General features: G+C 71.7%; 9 protein-coding genes. 5 read left to right on the top strand and 4 right to left on the bottom strand.

The annotated features are described in order from the left end of the window. Positions 1 to 5: 5 nt before the first annotated feature. Entirely contained in the window at positions 6 to 494 is a 489-nt protein-coding gene (locus EU555_RS32440) for a phasin (RefSeq protein WP_135419462.1), read from the bottom strand. Positions 495 to 759: 265 nt separating this feature from the next. On the opposite strand from EU555_RS32440, the gene EU555_RS32435 reads away from it, so the two are divergent. From EU555_RS32435 to EU555_RS32425, 3 genes are all read left to right on the top strand, one after another. Beyond that, positions 760 to 3804, top strand: coding sequence for an ATP-binding protein (locus EU555_RS32435; RefSeq protein ID WP_135419461.1), 3045 nt, complete (start codon positions 760 to 762; stop codon positions 3802 to 3804). Between the two features lie 70 nt (positions 3805 to 3874). Continuing rightward, on the top strand, positions 3875 to 5233 hold the full coding sequence (locus tag EU555_RS32430; protein ID WP_135419460.1) for an ABC transporter substrate-binding protein: 1359 nt from the start codon (positions 3875 to 3877) through the stop codon (positions 5231 to 5233). 283 nt (positions 5234 to 5516) lie between these two features. Beyond that, entirely contained in the window at positions 5517 to 6881 is a 1365-nt protein-coding gene (locus EU555_RS32425; RefSeq protein WP_135419459.1) for an MFS family transporter, read from the top strand. Between the two features lie 132 nt (positions 6882 to 7013). Here the strand turns inward: EU555_RS32425 and EU555_RS32420 are convergent, their stop codons facing one another. The 3 genes from EU555_RS32420 to EU555_RS32410 all read right to left on the bottom strand — a co-directional run bounded on the left by EU555_RS32420 (position 7014) and on the right by EU555_RS32410 (position 11947). Further along, positions 7014 to 10202, bottom strand: coding sequence for an efflux RND transporter permease subunit (locus tag EU555_RS32420; protein ID WP_135419458.1), 3189 nt, complete (start codon positions 10200 to 10202; stop codon positions 7014 to 7016). 98 nt (positions 10203 to 10300) lie between these two features. After that, positions 10301 to 11434 carry an efflux RND transporter periplasmic adaptor subunit gene (locus EU555_RS32415; protein WP_135419457.1) on the bottom strand — a complete coding sequence of 378 codons (1134 nt, stop codon included), beginning with the start codon at positions 11432 to 11434 and terminating at the stop codon, positions 10301 to 10303. Between the two features lie 192 nt (positions 11435 to 11626). After that, positions 11627 to 11947, bottom strand: coding sequence for a rhodanese-like domain-containing protein (locus EU555_RS32410; RefSeq protein ID WP_135419456.1), 321 nt, complete (start codon positions 11945 to 11947; stop codon positions 11627 to 11629). Between the two features lie 244 nt (positions 11948 to 12191). On the opposite strand from EU555_RS32410, the gene EU555_RS32405 reads away from it, so the two are divergent. Continuing rightward, positions 12192 to 13472 (top strand): glycosyltransferase family 4 protein, encoded by a 1281-nt coding sequence (locus EU555_RS32405; protein WP_135419455.1) that lies wholly within the window; start codon positions 12192 to 12194, stop codon positions 13470 to 13472. Positions 13473 to 13768: 296 nt separating this feature from the next. Continuing rightward, on the top strand, positions 13769 to 15211 hold the full coding sequence (gene puuE, locus EU555_RS32400) for an allantoinase PuuE (RefSeq protein ID WP_135419454.1): 1443 nt from the start codon (positions 13769 to 13771) through the stop codon (positions 15209 to 15211). Positions 15212 to 15458: the final 247 nt, after the last annotated feature.

The following is a 15458-nucleotide window of genomic DNA, read 5'->3' as shown; positions in this document are numbered from 1 at the left end:
GCCTCTTAGGACGCGGCGTCCTTGGCGGCGTTGGCGGCGTCGTTGGCGGTCTTGCGGGCGGCGTCGGCGCTTTGCTGCATGGCGTTGCGGGCGTGCTCGGCGCCCTGCTGCATCGCCTGCTTGGCGTTCTCGGCACCCTGCTGCATCGCGCTCTGGGCCAGGCCGCCGAACTCGCGGGCCTGCGACTGCATGGCGGCGAACTGGCTGCGCACGAACTCGGCCTGATGCTGCATCGCCTCCTGCACGTCCTTGGAACGGACGAGCTTCTGGGCGAGGTCGAACGCGGCGTTGACGTTCTGCTCGGCGAAGGAGAAGCCGCGGCTCGACACGTCCTGGGCGTTGTTGCGGGCCATCTCGGCCGAACCCTGAAGCGTGTCGGCGGTCTTGCGCGCGGCGCCGAGGAAGGAGTCGAACGCCTTCCGAGCCTGCTCGACGCTCTTCTCCGCGAAGTCCCGCATCTCGGTCGGGATCTCGTAGTTCGGGGTCTGGGTCATGTTCGTCTCCTCATGTTTGGCGCGGCCCTTGGCGCGGCACGCTGTGGGCCCGGCACGTATTGTGCACCGCACAATAACATGCCCTGGGCAAAATGCCACCTTCCCGTGGGTCGTTAAGGTTGACGGCGTGATAACGCCGAGAGTGCGCATTTCGTGCCGGTGCGGGAAGGGGCCAGTTGGTTTAAAGCATCCGGGGTGAGTCCGGTTTCCCACGCGGGTTGCGTCGCGGGACACCGGCCGCTGCGCGCGGCGCGAAGGAGAGGCAGTGGGTCGGGACGTGCTCTTCGAGACGACGATCGAGGCCCTGCGGGCCGTTCCGGCCTTCGGTCAGCGAATCGCCGGACCCGACGCGGCCTTCCTGCTGCTCGACCGGTCCGCCACGCACCTGCTCCACGCCTCCCCGGCCGCCGCCGCGTTGCGGGAGACGATCGCGGACGCCGCCGGGCGGATCGACCCGAAGCTCGGCCTGCCGGCGCAGCTGCGCGGCACCCTGACCCTGCCCGCCGGGACGCAGCAGCCGCGGCTCGAGCGCCTGCGCCTCGCCGGCCGCCTCGCCCCGCCCCTCCTCTGCGCCTGCCTGCCCGCCGCCCTTCCGGACGGCAGCGCCGGCCTCGCCCTCGCGATCCTCGATCCGCTGCCGGGCCGCCGGCCCCGCCGCGCCCCGCCTGCGCCTTCCCCCGTACCGGAGCCGGAGCCGGAACACGCCCTCGCGGCACCCCGGTCCGCGCCCGGTCCCGGCCTGCGCTTCCTGTGGCGCAGCGACGCCCGCGGCTGCCTCGTCGAGGCGACGGCGCGGCTCTCCGACACCATCGGCGCCTCGCCGGTCGGCCGGACCTGGGACGACCTCCTGGCCGGCCCCATCGAGGCGGAAGCCGACCTCGCCGAGGCGCTGGCGCAGCGCCGCACCTTCCGGGCCGTGCCGGTGCGCTGGCGCCGGGCGGGAACCCGCGAGGCCGTGGCGGTCGATCTGTCCGGGGCGCCGCGCCTCGGCCCCGGCCGCGCCTTCGCGGGGTTCAGCGGCTTCGGGGTAATCCATCCGGACAGGGTCGTCCCGGCGGCCGACCGGCCGGAAGCCAGCGAGGCGAAGCCGCCGCGCCCGTCGCTGCGCGAGCGCGCCGCCGCGGTGATCGCCATCGGTCGCCCCCACGCCGGAGAGCCGGACCACCCGCCCGGTGCGATTCCCGCGAGCATCGACCCGACGCCGTTCCCCGCCGCCCGGCCTCGCGCGACGGAGCCGGGGCCGGACGCACCCGATTTCGCGGCGCTGGCCGGGGCCACCATGGCGGAGTTCGCCGGCCTGATGGCGGCGCCCTTCGCCCAGCTCGGGATGAGCTGGGGCTTCGGCACGCGGCTGCCCTGCCCGAACCCCGCGCCGACGGGGACCTCCGCCCCCGCGCCGTCCGCCCCCGAGGCCGCGGCGCCGGAAAGCCGGCGCGGCGAGAGCCAGGTCGACGGGAGCCAGGCCCAGGAGAGTCCGGATGGTGGAAGTCCGGATGGTGGGAGCCCGGATGACGAGCATCCGGTCGATGAAGGCCCGGATCAAGAGAGCCCGGTTCATGGGGCGCCGTCCGTCGCGGCGCCCGAGCCGTCTCCCGAGGTTGTGGCAGAGGAGCGCCCGCGCTCCCTGTCCCTCAACGAGCACGCGGCCTTCCGGGAGATCGCCCGGGCGCTCGGCGCCCGATTCGCCGGCGACCCCGACGGCGCAGAGGTCGTGGCGCCGGCGCCGCAGAGCGTCCGGGGTGCGGTGACGCCGTTCCGGGGCGGGCAAGGGCAGCTCCAGGCCCTGGCCCGCCAGCCGGAGCGCGGCGGCGAGGCGGCCCTGGCGCGCCTCGTCGACCGCCTGCCGGTCGGGCTCCTGGTGCATCGTGGCGACGAGGTGCTGCTCGTCAACCGCCAGCTCCTGACGCTGTCGGGCTACGACAGCGCCGAGGCGCTCGCGACCGCCGGCGGCCCGGGGGTGATCTTCCGCGGCCGCGACCCCGCGGTGCAGACAGGCCCCGGCGAGGGCGGCACCGGCGAAGCGGGCTCCCGTGAAGCGGGCCCGATCGCGCTCGCCACCCGCGCGGGCGGCAGCGTGCCGGTCGGCGTCAGCGTCAGCGTGGTCGAGTGGGACGGGGCGCCGGCGAGCGTCCTCACCGTCCGGCGCCTGCCGGACGCCGACCCGGCCCAGTCCCTCGCGGCGGCCGAGGCCAGCCTCGCCCACCGCGACGCGCATCTGCGCGAGACCACGGCGATCCTCGACGCGGTCACCGACGGCGTCGTGGTCCTCGACGAGGAGGGCCGCGTCGTCGGGATGAACCGGGGCGCGCAGACCCTGCTCGGCACCGACCCGCGCGAGGTCGCGGGCGAGTTCCTGACCAGCCTGCTCGCCCCCGAGAGCCGGCCGGCGGCCCAGGCCGCCCTCCTGCGGGCGAGCACGGGAAGCCCGGCCTCCACCGGCGACGAGGTGCTGGCGCGGGGACCGGACGGGCCGCTGCCCCTCCTCCTCACCCTGGCGCCGGTGGCGAGCCCGCAGCGTCGCACCGCCGCGGTCCTGCGCGACGTCTCGGCCTTCCGGCGCACCGAGGCCGAGCTGGTGCGTGCCCGGCGCGAGGCCGAGCGCGCCAGCGCCCAGAAATCCGACTTCCTGGCCACCATCAGCCACGAGGTCCGCACGCCGCTCAACGCCATCATCGGCTTCGCCGAGGTCATGCTGGAGGAGCAGTTCGGGCCGGTCGGCAGCGAGCGCTACCGCGACTACCTGCGCGACATCCGGGCCTCCGGCGAGCACGTGGTGAGCCTCGTCAACGACCTCCTGGATCTCGCCAAGATCGAGGCCGGCCATCTCGACCTCGCCTTCGCGGGCGTTGCCCTCAACGACCTCGTCGCCGCATCGGTCGCCCTGATGCAGCCTCAGGCCGCCCGGCAGCGGGTGGTGATGCGCACGAGCTTCGCGCCGGGCCTGCCGGCGGTGCTGGCCGACCAGCGCTCCTTGCGTCAGGCGGCCCTCAACGTGATCTCGAACGCGATCAAGTTCACGGATGCGGGCGGGCAGGTGATCGTCTCGACGGCGGCGACCGACCGGGGCGGCGTGGCGCTCCGGGTGCGCGACACCGGCATCGGCATGAGCCCGGAGGAGGTCGAGACCGCGCTCCAGCCGTTCCGCCAGATCGCCACCACCCAGCGCCGCGGCGGCGGCACCGGCCTCGGCCTGCCCCTGACCAAGGCCCTCGTCGAGGCCAACCGGGCCTCGCTGCGCATCACCAGCCGCAAGGGCGAGGGCACGCTGGTCGAGGTGCTGTTTCCCGCAGGCCGCGTGCTCGAATCCTGACCTATCGCCCGGCCTGTCCCGGGCGTAGGCTGGCCGCCGCCGCCCGGATCACCGCCTTCAGGACACGGCCATGCCGCCCCGCCTCGCCGTCACCGCCTGCCTCGTCACACTCCTCGCGTCCCCTGCGGCAGCGGAGGACGGCCTGCGGCTGACGGTGCTGACCGAGCGCAGCGGCCCGATGGCCGCCTCCGGCACGCCGGCGGCGAACGGCGTCTACGACTACCTGACGATGCTCAACCGGCGCGACGGCGGCGTCGGCGGGATCCCCCTCGCGGTCGAGGAATGCGAGACCGGGGGCGAGATGGCCCGGGCCCGCGCCTGCTACGAGGCGGCGGTGGCCCGCGGCAGCGTCGCGGTCGTCCCAGGCAGCGCCGATGCGGCGCTGGCGCTGCTGCCGCGCCTGCCCGCCGACCGGATGCCGCTGGTCGCCTCCGGCTACGGACCGGCCGTGATGGCCCGCGGGGACGCGGCACCCTGGGCCTTCGCGCCGCCCGCCACCGTCTGGGACTCCTTGAGCGCGACCCTCGCCCATCTCGCCCAGGGCGGCAGCGAGGACAGCCCGCAGGGCCGCAGCCTCGCCTACATGCACCGCGACAGCCCGGCCGGGCGCGAGCCGGTGCCGGTGCTGCGGGCGCTGGCGGCGGAGCTCGGCCTCGGCTTCCGCGCCTATGCCCTGCCGGACGAGCCGGGATCCGACCCGGCGGCGCCCGATCCCTGGCGCAGCGCCAAGGCCGCGGATCCCGACTTCGTCGTCCTGGACGCGACGGCCGGCCTCTCCGGCACCCCCTTGCGCGACGCGGCGGCCGCCGGGATCCCGCTCAACCGCATCGTCGCCCTCGGCTGGACCGGCGAGGACGACCTGCTGCGGCCGGGCGCCGCCGGCCGGGACCTCACGGCCAACAATCTCGCGGCCAGGGGCCTGCGCATCGTGACCTGGCATGCGCCGGGCGACAGCTTCCCGGCCTTCGACCAGATCGACCTCCTGGTAGTCGATGCCGGGCTGTCGCGCACGGGCAAGGACGAGGGCGCCGGCCCGCTCTACAACCGCGGGGTCTATGCCGGGGTGATCCTGGCCGAGGGCATCCGCAACGCGCAGGCCCTCGGCGGCGAGCGGCGCATCGACGGTCCCGCGATGCGCCGCGGGCTCGAGGCGATCAATCTCGACCCGGTGCGCTGGAAGGAGCTCGGCCTCGTCGGCTTCGCCCGGCGCCTGCGCCTCTCCTGCGCCGACCACAGCGGCCACCGGCCGGTCGTGGTGCAGGAATGGACCGGGGCCCGCTGGGTGCAGGTCGGCGACGAGATCGCGCCCCTGCGCGAGCGGCTGGCGCCGCATCTCGACGCCGCCGTGGCGGCCTATGCCGAGGGCGCGACCAGCGAGACGGGCGCCTCCGGACTGAAGCCGCGGGACGCCTGCGCGGCGCGGCCGTGAGACGTCTTCGCAAGATGGAAGCGGCGCGGCGGACTGTCGGTCCCGCCCCGCTTCGTGTCTCGACCGTCGATCAGGCCGGGACACAGGAGGCGGTTCCTGCCGTCCCGACCCTGCGTCATGCCGCTAACCTTGCGTCGAGCCGGGCCGTGCCGGAAAAACAGCAGGACGGGCAGCGCTCGGGGCTGTACCCGGGGCGATCCTTCTCTTAGTCCCTGCGCGACGTCGGCGCCCGGCGGAGACCCGCCGCCGACACCTGCCACCCGGCGAGGAGACCGAACCCGCGATGACGACCACCGCCCAGAGCCGGCCCGGAGCCGCGCGGCCCCCCGCCGCCGACAGCCTCGCCTCGCAGGACACCACCATCGCGGCCTACGACAACAAGGCCCGCATCAAGGCCATCATCGGCTCCTCGTCGGGCAACCTCGTCGAGTGGTACGACTTCTACGCCTATGCCTTCACGGCGATCTACTTCAAGGACGTGTTCTTCCCGGGCTCCGACCCGACGGTGCAGCTCATCAACACCGCGGCGGTGTTCGCCATCGGCTTCCTGATGCGGCCGATCGGCGGCTGGCTGTTCGGCCGCGTCGCCGACCGCTACGGCCGCAAGACCTCGATGCTGATCTCCGTGATGATGATGTGCGCCGGCTCGCTCGTCATCGCGATCCTGCCGACCTACGGCCAGATCGGCATCTTCGCGCCGATCCTGCTGCTGCTTGCCCGCATGGCGCAGGGGCTCTCGGTCGGCGGCGAGTACGGCACCTCGGCGACCTACATGAGCGAGGTGGCGCTCAAGGGGAAGCGAGGCTTCTACGGCTCGTTCCAGTACGTCACGCTGATCGGCGGCCAGCTCCTGGCCTCCCTCGTCGTGGTGCTGGTGACGCTCACCCTCGACGACAAGGCGATGACCGCCTGGGGCTGGCGCATCCCGTTCCTGATCGGCGCCGGTGCCGCCGTGGTCGCCCTCTACCTGCGGCGCTCGCTGCACGAGACCTCGACCGCCGAGACCCGCACGTCGCGGGAGGCCGGCAGCATGGCGTCGATCTGGCGCAACCACCGCCGCGCCTTCCTCACCGTGCTCGGCTACACCGCCGGCGGCTCGCTGATCTTCTACACCTTCACCACGTACATGCAGAAGTACCTGGTCAACACCACGCACATGGACAAGAAGACCGCCAACCTGGTGATGACGGCGGTGCTGTTCACCTACATGGTGGCGCAGCCCTTCTTCGGCATGTTCGCGGACAGGTTCGGCCGCAAGACCGCGATGCTGCTGTTCGGCGCCTCGACCACGCTGCTGACGGTGCCGCTGCTGCACGCGATCGCCGATGCGCGGAACCCGATCCTGGCCTACGGGCTGATCACCGCGGCGCTGCTCTGCGTCTCGTTCTACACCTCGATCAGCGGGCTCGTGAAAGCCGAGATGTTCCCGGCCGAGGTGCGGGCGCTGGGCGTCGGCCTGTCCTACGCCATCGCCAACGCGATCTTCGGCGGCTCGGCCGAGTTCGTGGCGCTGAGCTTCAAGGAGGCCGGCTCCGAGACCACCTTCTACTGGTACGTGACGGCGATGTGCGCCGTGGCGTTCCTGGTCTCGCTGCAGATGCCCGACAGCCGCCGCTCCGGCTACCTGCAGGGCGACGGGACGGCGTGAGGCGCACGCTCCCGCGTGCGTTTGTCGGGGCCCGTCCGCCCGCTCATCCGTAGCGACACCCTCCTGGGCGTTCCGGGGCCGCGATGCGGAGCCCGGAACGACCAGGGAGTCGATGAGCGGCGACTCTGATGCTCAGCGCGCCGGCTCCGGCGCGCCGTGATGGTCGTCGACCCCGCGCCAGCGGTTGAGCCGGATCAGGATGTTGCGGATCACCACGTAGAAGACCGGGGTCAGGAACAGGCCGAAGATCGTCGCCCCGAGCATGCCGAACAGCACCGCGGTGCCGAGGGCCTGGCGCATCTCGGCGCCCGGGCCGGTCGCGAAGGCGAGCGGCACCACGCCGAGGATGAACGCGAAGGCGGTCATCAGGATCGGCCGCAGGCGCAGGCGGCAGGCCTCGACGGCGGCGGCGACCGGTCCGCGGCGCTCGCTCTCCTCGATCTGGTGGGCGAACTCGACGATCAGGATCGCGTTCTTGGCCGCCAGACCGATGAGCACGATCAGGCCGATCTGGGTCAGGATGTTGTTGTCCTGCGCCCGGAACTGCACGCCGGCCAGCGCCGCCAGCACGCCGGTCGGCACCACGAGCAGGATCGAGAGCGGCAGCGCCCAGGACTCGTACTGCGCGGCGAGGACCAGGAAAACCAGCAGCACGCCGAGTGCGAAGACGTAGATCGCCGTGTTGCCGACCGCCTTCTCCTGGAACGCGATCTCGGTCCACTCGAAGCTCATGCCGTCCGGCAGGGTCTGGCGGGCGAGCTTCTCCATCGCCTCGAGGGACTGGCCCGAGGACACGCCCGGCCGCGAATCGCCCTGGACGGGAATCGAGTAGTACAGGTTGTAGCGCTGGACGATCTGGGGCCCGGCGATGTCGCGGATGCTGGCGAGCGTGCCCATCGGCACGAGGGCCCCGGTGGAGGAGCGAACCTTCAGCCGCTCGATGTCCTCCTTCTCCATCCGGTAGCGGGCATCGGCCTGGGCCCGGACCTGGTAGATGCGCCCGAAGGTATTGAAGTCGTTGACGTAGGCGCCGCCCAGGTTGACCTGGAGGGTCGAGAACACGTTGGCGAGCGGCACGTTCAGCATGCGCGCCACCGTGCGGTCGATGTCGAGATAAAGCTGCGGCGTGTCGTTGCCGAAGGTGGTGAACACGCGCGTCAGGTTCGGGTCACGGTTGGCCGCGCCGATCAGGTCGCCCGAGACCTGGAGCAGGCGGGCGATATCCGAGCCCTCGCGGCTCTGGACCTGCATCTTGAAGCCGCCGGCATTGCCGAGGCCGCGCACCGGCGGCGGCGGGATCGCGATGATCCGCGCTTCCTGCATCGGGGCGGTCTTGGCGAGCACGTCCTGCAGGATCTTGCCGGCGGTGCGCCCCTTGGCGAGGCGCTCGGCGAAGGGCTTGAGCGGCAGGAACATCACCGCGCCGTTGGTGGTGTTGGTGAAGGTGGCGCCGTCGAAGCCCGAGATCACCACGGTGTTGCCGACGCCGTCGATGTCGAGGGAGCGGCGCGACACCTCCTGCACCACCGCCGTCGTCCGCTCGAGGGACGAGCCCGGCGGCAACTGCACCACCACAAGCAGGTAGCCCTGGTCCTGGAGCGGGATGAAGCCCGTCGGCGTGGTGCGGGCGAGATGCAGCACGCCGTAGATCACCCCGCCATACAGGGCGAGCATCACGAGGAGCGGCACCAGCCGCCCGGTGAGGAAGCGGATCGTCGCCGCGTAGGCGTTCGCCGTCGCGTCGAAGGCGCGGTTGAAGGTGTTGGCCGCCCACGCGCCGAACCGCGCCACGAAGAAGCGCGGCCGGTGATGCTCGGTATGGGGCTTGAGCAAGAGCTTGCAGAGCGCTGGCGACAGCGTCAGCGAGTTGAACATCGAGATGATGGTCGAGGCCGCGATGGTGAGCGCGAACTGCCGGTAGAACTGGCCCGAGATGCCCGGGATGAAGGCGGTCGGGATGAACACCGCCGACAGCACCAGCGCGATCGCCACCACCGCGCCGCCGACCTCGTCCATGGTCTTGTGGGCCGCCTCGCCGGGCGAGAGCCCCTCGGCCATGTTGCGCTCGACGTTCTCCACCACCACGATCGCGTCGTCGACCACGATGCCGATGGCGAGCACGAGGCCGAACAGCGTCAGGTTGTTGAGCGAGAAGCCGAGCAGCGCCATCACCGCGAAGGTGCCGACGAGAGACACCGGGATCGCGATGATCGGGATGATCGCGGTGCGCCAGCTCTGCAGGAAGACCAGGATCACCACCACCACGAGGACGATCGCCTCGCCGAGGGTCTTGTAGACCTCGTGCACCGACTCGGCGATGAACTCGGTCGGGTTGTAGGCGATGCGGTACTCGAGGCCGGGCGGGAAGTCCTTGGCCAGGGTCTTCATCAAGGCCTGCACCTGCTCGGCCGCCTGGAGGGCGTTGGTGCCGGGGCGCTGGAACACGCCGATGCCGATCGCCGGCTGGCCGTTGAGGAACGACTTCGTCGTGTAGTCCTTCTGCCCGAGCTCGACCCGGGCGATGTCGGAGATGCGGACCAGGCGCCCCTCGGCCGCCTTGACGATCACCTTGCGGAACTCGCTCGGGTCCTGGAACCGGCCCTGCGTCTGCACCGTGAGCTGGAACGCCTGGTCGGCGGGGGCCGGCGGCGCGCCGAGCGCGCCGGACGCCACCTGCACGTTCTGCTCCTGCAGCGCGTTGACCACGTCGGTGGTCGAGAGCTGGTAGGAGGCGAGCTTGTTCGGGTCGAGCCAGAGCCGGAGCGCGTATTCGGAGCCGCCGAACACCGTGATGTCGCCGACGCCGTTGAGGCGCAGGAGCGGATCGCGCAGGCGCAGGTAGATGTAGTTGGCGAGATAGTTCTGGTCGAAGGTGCCGTCGGGCGAGAGCACGTGCACGACCATCATCAGGTCGGGCGAGGACTTGCGGACCGTGACGCCGAGGTTGCGCACGTCGCCGGGCAGGCGCGGCTGGGCGACCGAGAGCCGGTTCTGGACCAGCACGTTGGCGATGTCGAGGTTGGTGCCGAGCGCGAAGGTGACGGTCAGCTGCATGTTGCCGTCGTTGGTCGACAGCGACGACATGTACAGCATGTTGTCGACGCCGTTGATCTCCTGCTCGATCGGCGTCGCGATGGTGGCCGCCACGGTCTCGGCGTTGGCACCCGGATAGGAGGCGCGCACCACCACGGTCGGCGGCACGATCTCCGGGTACTGGGAGACCGGCAGCGAGATGTACGAGACGTAGCCGATGATCAGGATGACGATCGAGGTCACCGAGGCGAAGATCGGCCGGTCGACGAAGAAATGGGCAAAACGCATCGGTGGGCCTCTCGCGCCCTGTCCGGGCGTGGCGCCCCCATGACGGGAGCAGTGGCGTCCTGATGGGAGCGCCGCCCGACAAGGCGGCGCGTCGCGGCTTACTGGCGGACCGGCGGCAGGTCCTTGCGCTCGGGCGTGACCTTGGCGCCGGGGCGGACCCGGGTGAGGCCGGTGACCACGATGGTCTCGTCGCCCTTGAGCCCGTCGCGCACCACCCGGTAGCCGTCGATCTTCGGGCCCGGGCGGATGTTGCGCGGCTGGACCACGTTGTCGTCGCCGACGACGTAGACGAGGCGCTTGTCCTGGTTGGCACCGATCGCCTCGTCGGGGATCAGCACGCCGCGATAGGGCCGGGAGGCCGGCATGCTGACGATGCCGAACAGGCCCGGCTTGATGAAGCGGTCCGGGTTCTCGACCGTGGCGCGCAGGAGCACCGTGCCGGTCGCCTCGTCGACGCGGTTGTCGACGAAGTTGAGCGTGCCCTTGCGGGTCGGCTTGTCCTCGCCGGTGAGCGCCACCAGGATCGGCACGGTATGCTCGTTCTGGGTCGCCCCCATGCCGATCTTGAGCGTGCCCTGGTAGGCCAGGAACGACCGCTCGTCGACCGTGAACGAGAAGTAGATCGGGTCGAGGGAGACGATCGTGGTCAGCATCGTCTGGTCGGTGATGACGATGTTGCCCTCGGTGACGAGGCGCTGCGAGATCCGCCCGTCGATCGGCGAACGCACCTCGGTGAAGTCGTAGTTGAGCTGGGCCTGGCGCAGGGCCGCGGTGGCGCTGTCGACGTCGGCCTGGGCGGTGAGCGAGTTCTGCCGGCGCTGGTCGGTGACCTGCTCGGAGATGTTGCCCGAGCGGCTGAGCGTCTGGGCGCGCTCGAGGTCGGTCTGGGTGAAGTTCAGCCGGGCCTGGGCCGAGGCCAGGGCCGCCGTCGCCTGGTCGAGCGCCGCCTTGTAGGGCCGGCGGTCGATGGTGAAGAGCAGGTCGCCCTTCTTCACCACGGCGCCGTCCTGGAAGTGGATCTTCTGCAGGTAGCCGGTGACCCGGGCCCGCACCTCGACATACTCGATCGCGTTGAAGCGGCCGGTGAAGTCGTCGTGCTCGATCACCTCCTTGACCACGGGCTTGGCGACCGTGACCGTGGGGGGCGGCCCGCCGGGAGCCTGGGCCCGCGCCGGGATCCCGGCCATCAGCAGGAGCGCCGGGATCACCGCCGCCAGCCTCAGCCTGCGCATACTCACTCTCCCGTTCATCTCGTGCATGCGGCCCGTCTGACGCGCGTCAGAGATGGGCCGGAACCCATCCGCGTCCAGGGGCTGGCCGTCGACGGGAACCGCGCCGCCCTCGGCGCGGCCCTCCCGGGGCCGGGGGATGTCGAACCGCCCCGAGGGCGGGGATGTCGCGGCCGGAGAACCGGCCGCAATCAGCTACTCCACGGTCTCGCCGGCATTGGCCCAGTCCTTGAACCCGCCCGCATAATGCTCGGTCAGGGGGATGCCCTGGCTCTGGAGGTAGTGCAGCGCACGCGCGGAGCGCACGCCCGCCGCGCAGGACAGGACGGGACGCCGCCCGTCCGCGGCGATCATCGCCTGGAGCTGCTCGACATCGAAGCTCGAGAGCGGGAAGGAGACCGAGCCCGGGATGTGGCCCGAAGAAAATTCGTGCGGCTCGCGAACGTCGATCAGCAGGACCGAGCCGTCCGCCAGACCGTTCTTCACCGCATCCCGATCCAAATCGACGATCGCCATTGTCTCACCCGAACGCCGAACCCCCGGCGACCGCGATACTAGGCGGCGCGGCCGATCCTTGTCACCGCGACGCAACGGAGCGGTGACGATTGCGATAAATCATCATTGCTCAGCGTTGCAAGAGCGACCATCCCGCCTCTCGGCCCCGTCTTGTGCGCTGCCGCACAGGACGGGCCCGGATTGGGCTTTGTCGCTGCGGCTGTGTAGGACGACGGCCACGGATCGTCACCGCATCAAGGACTTCATGCCGAACCCCGCCGTCGCCCTCGACCTCACCCGCCTCGTCACCCGCCTGCGTCACGCGAGCCCGACCGGGATCGACCGGGTCGACCTCGCCTATGCCCGGCACCTGCTGGCGCAGGACGGGGCGCGTTTCGGCGTCGTCTCGACGCGGCTCGGCCCGCGGATCCTCGACCGGGAGCAGATGGCAGGCCTCGTGGAGGCGGCGGTGGCGGCCTGGACCGAATCCGTCGCGGCGGGGGACGACCCGGTCTATCGCGACCTCGCGCCGCCGCTCGGGCTCGCCGTGGAGGCCGCCGGGCCCGGCCCGGCAGCGCCGGACGGGGCGAGGGCCCGGCGGGCGCGGCAGCTGCGGGCCTGGCTCGACGCGCTCCGGGCGCCCGGCCCGGGCCGGCTGCCGGCGGGCAGCCTCTACCTCCACACCTCGCACCTGCGCCTCGACCTGCCGGCGCGGTTCGACTGGCTCTACGACCGGCCCGACGTCAAGCCGGTCTTCTTCGTTCACGACCTGATCCCGATCGCGTATCCCGAATACGGCCGCCCCGGCGAGGCGGAGCGGCACCGGGTGCGGATGGAGACGGTGGCCCGCCACGCCCGGGCCGTGGTGGTGAACTCGGCCGATGTGGGCGCGCGCTTTTCCGCCCACCTCGCCGGGCTCGGGCGCCGGGTGCCGCCGGTCACCGTCGGGCCGCTCGGGATCGAGGCGGTCTTCAGGGGCGCTCCATCGGCGCCCTCGGCCCGGCCGTTCTTCCTGGTCTGCGGCACGATCGAGCCGAGGAAGAACCTGATCACGCTGCTCACCGCCTGGCGCGAGCTCGGCCTCCGGCATGGCGAGGCGACGCCGCGCCTCGTCGTTGTCGGACGCCGGGGCTGGGAGAGCGAGAACGTGGTCGACCTCCTGGAGCGCTGCCCCGCGGTACGGGCTCACGTCACCGAGGTCTCGGGCCTCTCGACCGCCGGGCTGGTGCGGCTGATGGGGAGCGCCACCGCCCTCCTGATGCCCTCCTTCGCCGAGGGCTACGGCCTGCCGGTGGTGGAGGCCGCCGCCTGCGGCCTGCCGGTCGTCGCCTCCGACATCCCGGTCCACCGCGAGATCGCCGGGTCCTTCGCCGAGTTCCTGCACCCGCTCGACGGCCTGGGCTGGATGCGGGTGGTCGAGGAACTGGCGGCACCCGGCTCGGGTTTGCGCGCCGCGATGGCCGGGCGCCTCGCGGGCTACGAGGCGCCGACCTGGGATGACCATTTCGCCCGGGTCGACCCGGCCCTGGCGGCGCTGGCGGGGTAGTTTTTGCGCCTGCGCGCCGGCACGGCTAAGGTTGCTGGACGTTTTCCCCGACGGCCGCCCCGCTCCTCTGGTTGCCGGGCCAGGCGCGGCTCCCCTCTCCCGTATGGGAGAGGGGCCGGGGGTGAGGGTGACACGCTCCAGTGTGAAACGCTGCGCGTCGTGCTCGGAGCGGAACGATCGGAGATCGATCCGGCACCGTCTCCACCCTCACCCCAACCCCTCTCCCACACGGGAGAGGGGATCCCGCGCCTTTCCCGGCCCCCGATGAGCAGTCCCGGCCTCCACCGGATCCGCCCATGACCGATACCCCCTACCCCCGCGACCTCGTCGGCTACGGCCGCACGCCGCCCCACGCGCAATGGCCGGACGGCGCCCGCCTCGCGGTGCAGTTCGTCATCAACTACGAGGAGGGCGGCGAGAACTGCCTGCTGCACGGCGACCGGGCCTCGGAGGCGTTCCTGTCGGAGATCGTCGGCGCGCAGCCCTGGCCGGGCCAGCGCCACATGAGCATGGAATCGATCTACGAGTACGGCTCCCGGGTCGGCTTCTGGCGCCTGCACCGGCTGTTCACCGCGCGCAACCTGCCGGTGACGGTCTACGGCGTCGCGACCGCCCTCCAGCGCAACCCCGAAGCTGTCGCGGCCATGCGCGAGGCCGGCTGGGAGATCGCCTCGCACGGCCTGAAATGGATCGACTACCGCGACTTCTCCTACGAGGAGGAGAAGGCCCACATGAGCGAGGCGATCCGGATCCACACCGAGGTGACGGGCGAGCGCCCGCTCGGCTGGTACACCGGCCGGACCTCGGAAAATACCCTGCGCCTGGTGATGGAGGAGGGCGGCTTCCTCTACTCGGCGGATTCCTATGCCGACGAGCTGCCCTACTGGGTCGACGGCCCACGGGCGCCCCAGCTCGTCGTGCCCTATACCCTCGACGCCAACGACATGCGGTTCGCCACCCCGCAGGGGTTCAACAGCGGCGACCAGTTCTTCGCCTACCTGCGCGACTCGTTCGACGTGCTCTACGCCGAGGGCGCCGAGACGCCCCGGATGCTGTCGGTCGGCCTGCATTGCCGCCTCGTCGGCCGGCCCGGCCGCATCGCGGCGCTCGCGCGCTTCCTCGACCACGTGGCGGCGCATGAGGACGTCTGGGTGACCCGGCGCATCGACATCGCGCGGCACTGGGCCAGGACCCACCCGCCCGCCGGCCTGACCCCGAGCCGGATGGGCCGCGCCCTGTTCGTGGAGAGCTTCGGCGACGTGTTCGAGCACTCGCCCTGGGTGGCCGAGGGCACCGTTGCTGCCGGGCTCTCTGGCATGCAGGACAGCGCCGACGGGCTCCACGCCGCCATGGTGGCGGTGATGCGGGGGGCCGAGCCGGAGCGGCAGCTGGCGCTGATCCGCGCCCATCCCGACCTCGCCGGCCGGGTGGCGGCGGTCGACCTCGCGCCGGAATCCCGCGCCGAGCAGGCCTCGGCCGGCCTCGACGCCCTCGACCAGGAGGGCCGCGCGCGCTTCCTCGACCTCAACGAGCGCTACCGCGCCCGTCACGGCTTCCCGTTCGTGATGGCGGTGCGGGGCAAGGGACCGGACGAGATCCTCTCTCAGCTCAGCCAGCGCCTCGACAATCCGCCAGACGAGGAGCGGGCCCGGGCGCTCGCCGAGATCGAGACCATCGCGCTGCTGCGCCTGAGGCAGAGGCTGCCGTCATTGCCGGACGTGTTCTCGACGACGGGCTGAGAGAGCCGGTCTTTGAAACCCCACGGTACACGACAGTGCAATCCATTGGCGGTCACGTGCCTCCGATCCTCAAACCTCATCCTGAGATGTCAGGCCATCGCAGATGGCCTGACCTCGAAGGAGGGCTCCAGGGATTGCGGAGGCTTCTGGAGCCCTCCTTCGAGGCCCGCTCTGCGGGCACCTCAGGATGAGGTCGCGGGTAGGAGGGCCTGACGCTGCCTCCAAAACCGCACTGTCGTGCAACGGG

This window comes from Methylobacterium nonmethylotrophicum, from assembly GCF_004745635.1.
Classification (GTDB): Bacteria; Pseudomonadota; Alphaproteobacteria; order Rhizobiales; family Beijerinckiaceae; genus Methylobacterium; species Methylobacterium nonmethylotrophicum.
Note: the sequence above shows the minus strand (reverse complement) of the source record. Positions and strands in the feature narration are given on the sequence as shown.

Excerpts from the sequence above, each read along its gene's own strand:
- EU555_RS32420 (WP_135419458.1), bottom strand. The coding sequence starts at position 10,202 with ATGCGTTTTGCCCATTTCTTCGTCGACCGGCCGATCTTCGCCTCGGTG.
- EU555_RS32430 (WP_135419460.1), top strand. The coding sequence starts at position 3,875 with ATGCCGCCCCGCCTCGCCGTCACCGCCTGCCTCGTCACACTCCTCGCG.
- EU555_RS32425 (WP_135419459.1), top strand. The coding sequence starts at position 5,517 with ATGACGACCACCGCCCAGAGCCGGCCCGGAGCCGCGCGGCCCCCCGCC.
- EU555_RS32410 (WP_135419456.1), bottom strand. The coding sequence starts at position 11,947 with ATGGCGATCGTCGATTTGGATCGGGATGCGGTGAAGAACGGTCTGGCG.
- EU555_RS32405 (WP_135419455.1), top strand. The coding sequence starts at position 12,192 with ATGCCGAACCCCGCCGTCGCCCTCGACCTCACCCGCCTCGTCACCCGC.
- puuE (WP_135419454.1), top strand. The coding sequence starts at position 13,769 with ATGACCGATACCCCCTACCCCCGCGACCTCGTCGGCTACGGCCGCACG.
- EU555_RS32440 (WP_135419462.1), bottom strand. The coding sequence starts at position 494 with ATGACCCAGACCCCGAACTACGAGATCCCGACCGAGATGCGGGACTTC.
- EU555_RS32415 (WP_135419457.1), bottom strand. The coding sequence starts at position 11,434 with ATGCGCAGGCTGAGGCTGGCGGCGGTGATCCCGGCGCTCCTGCTGATG.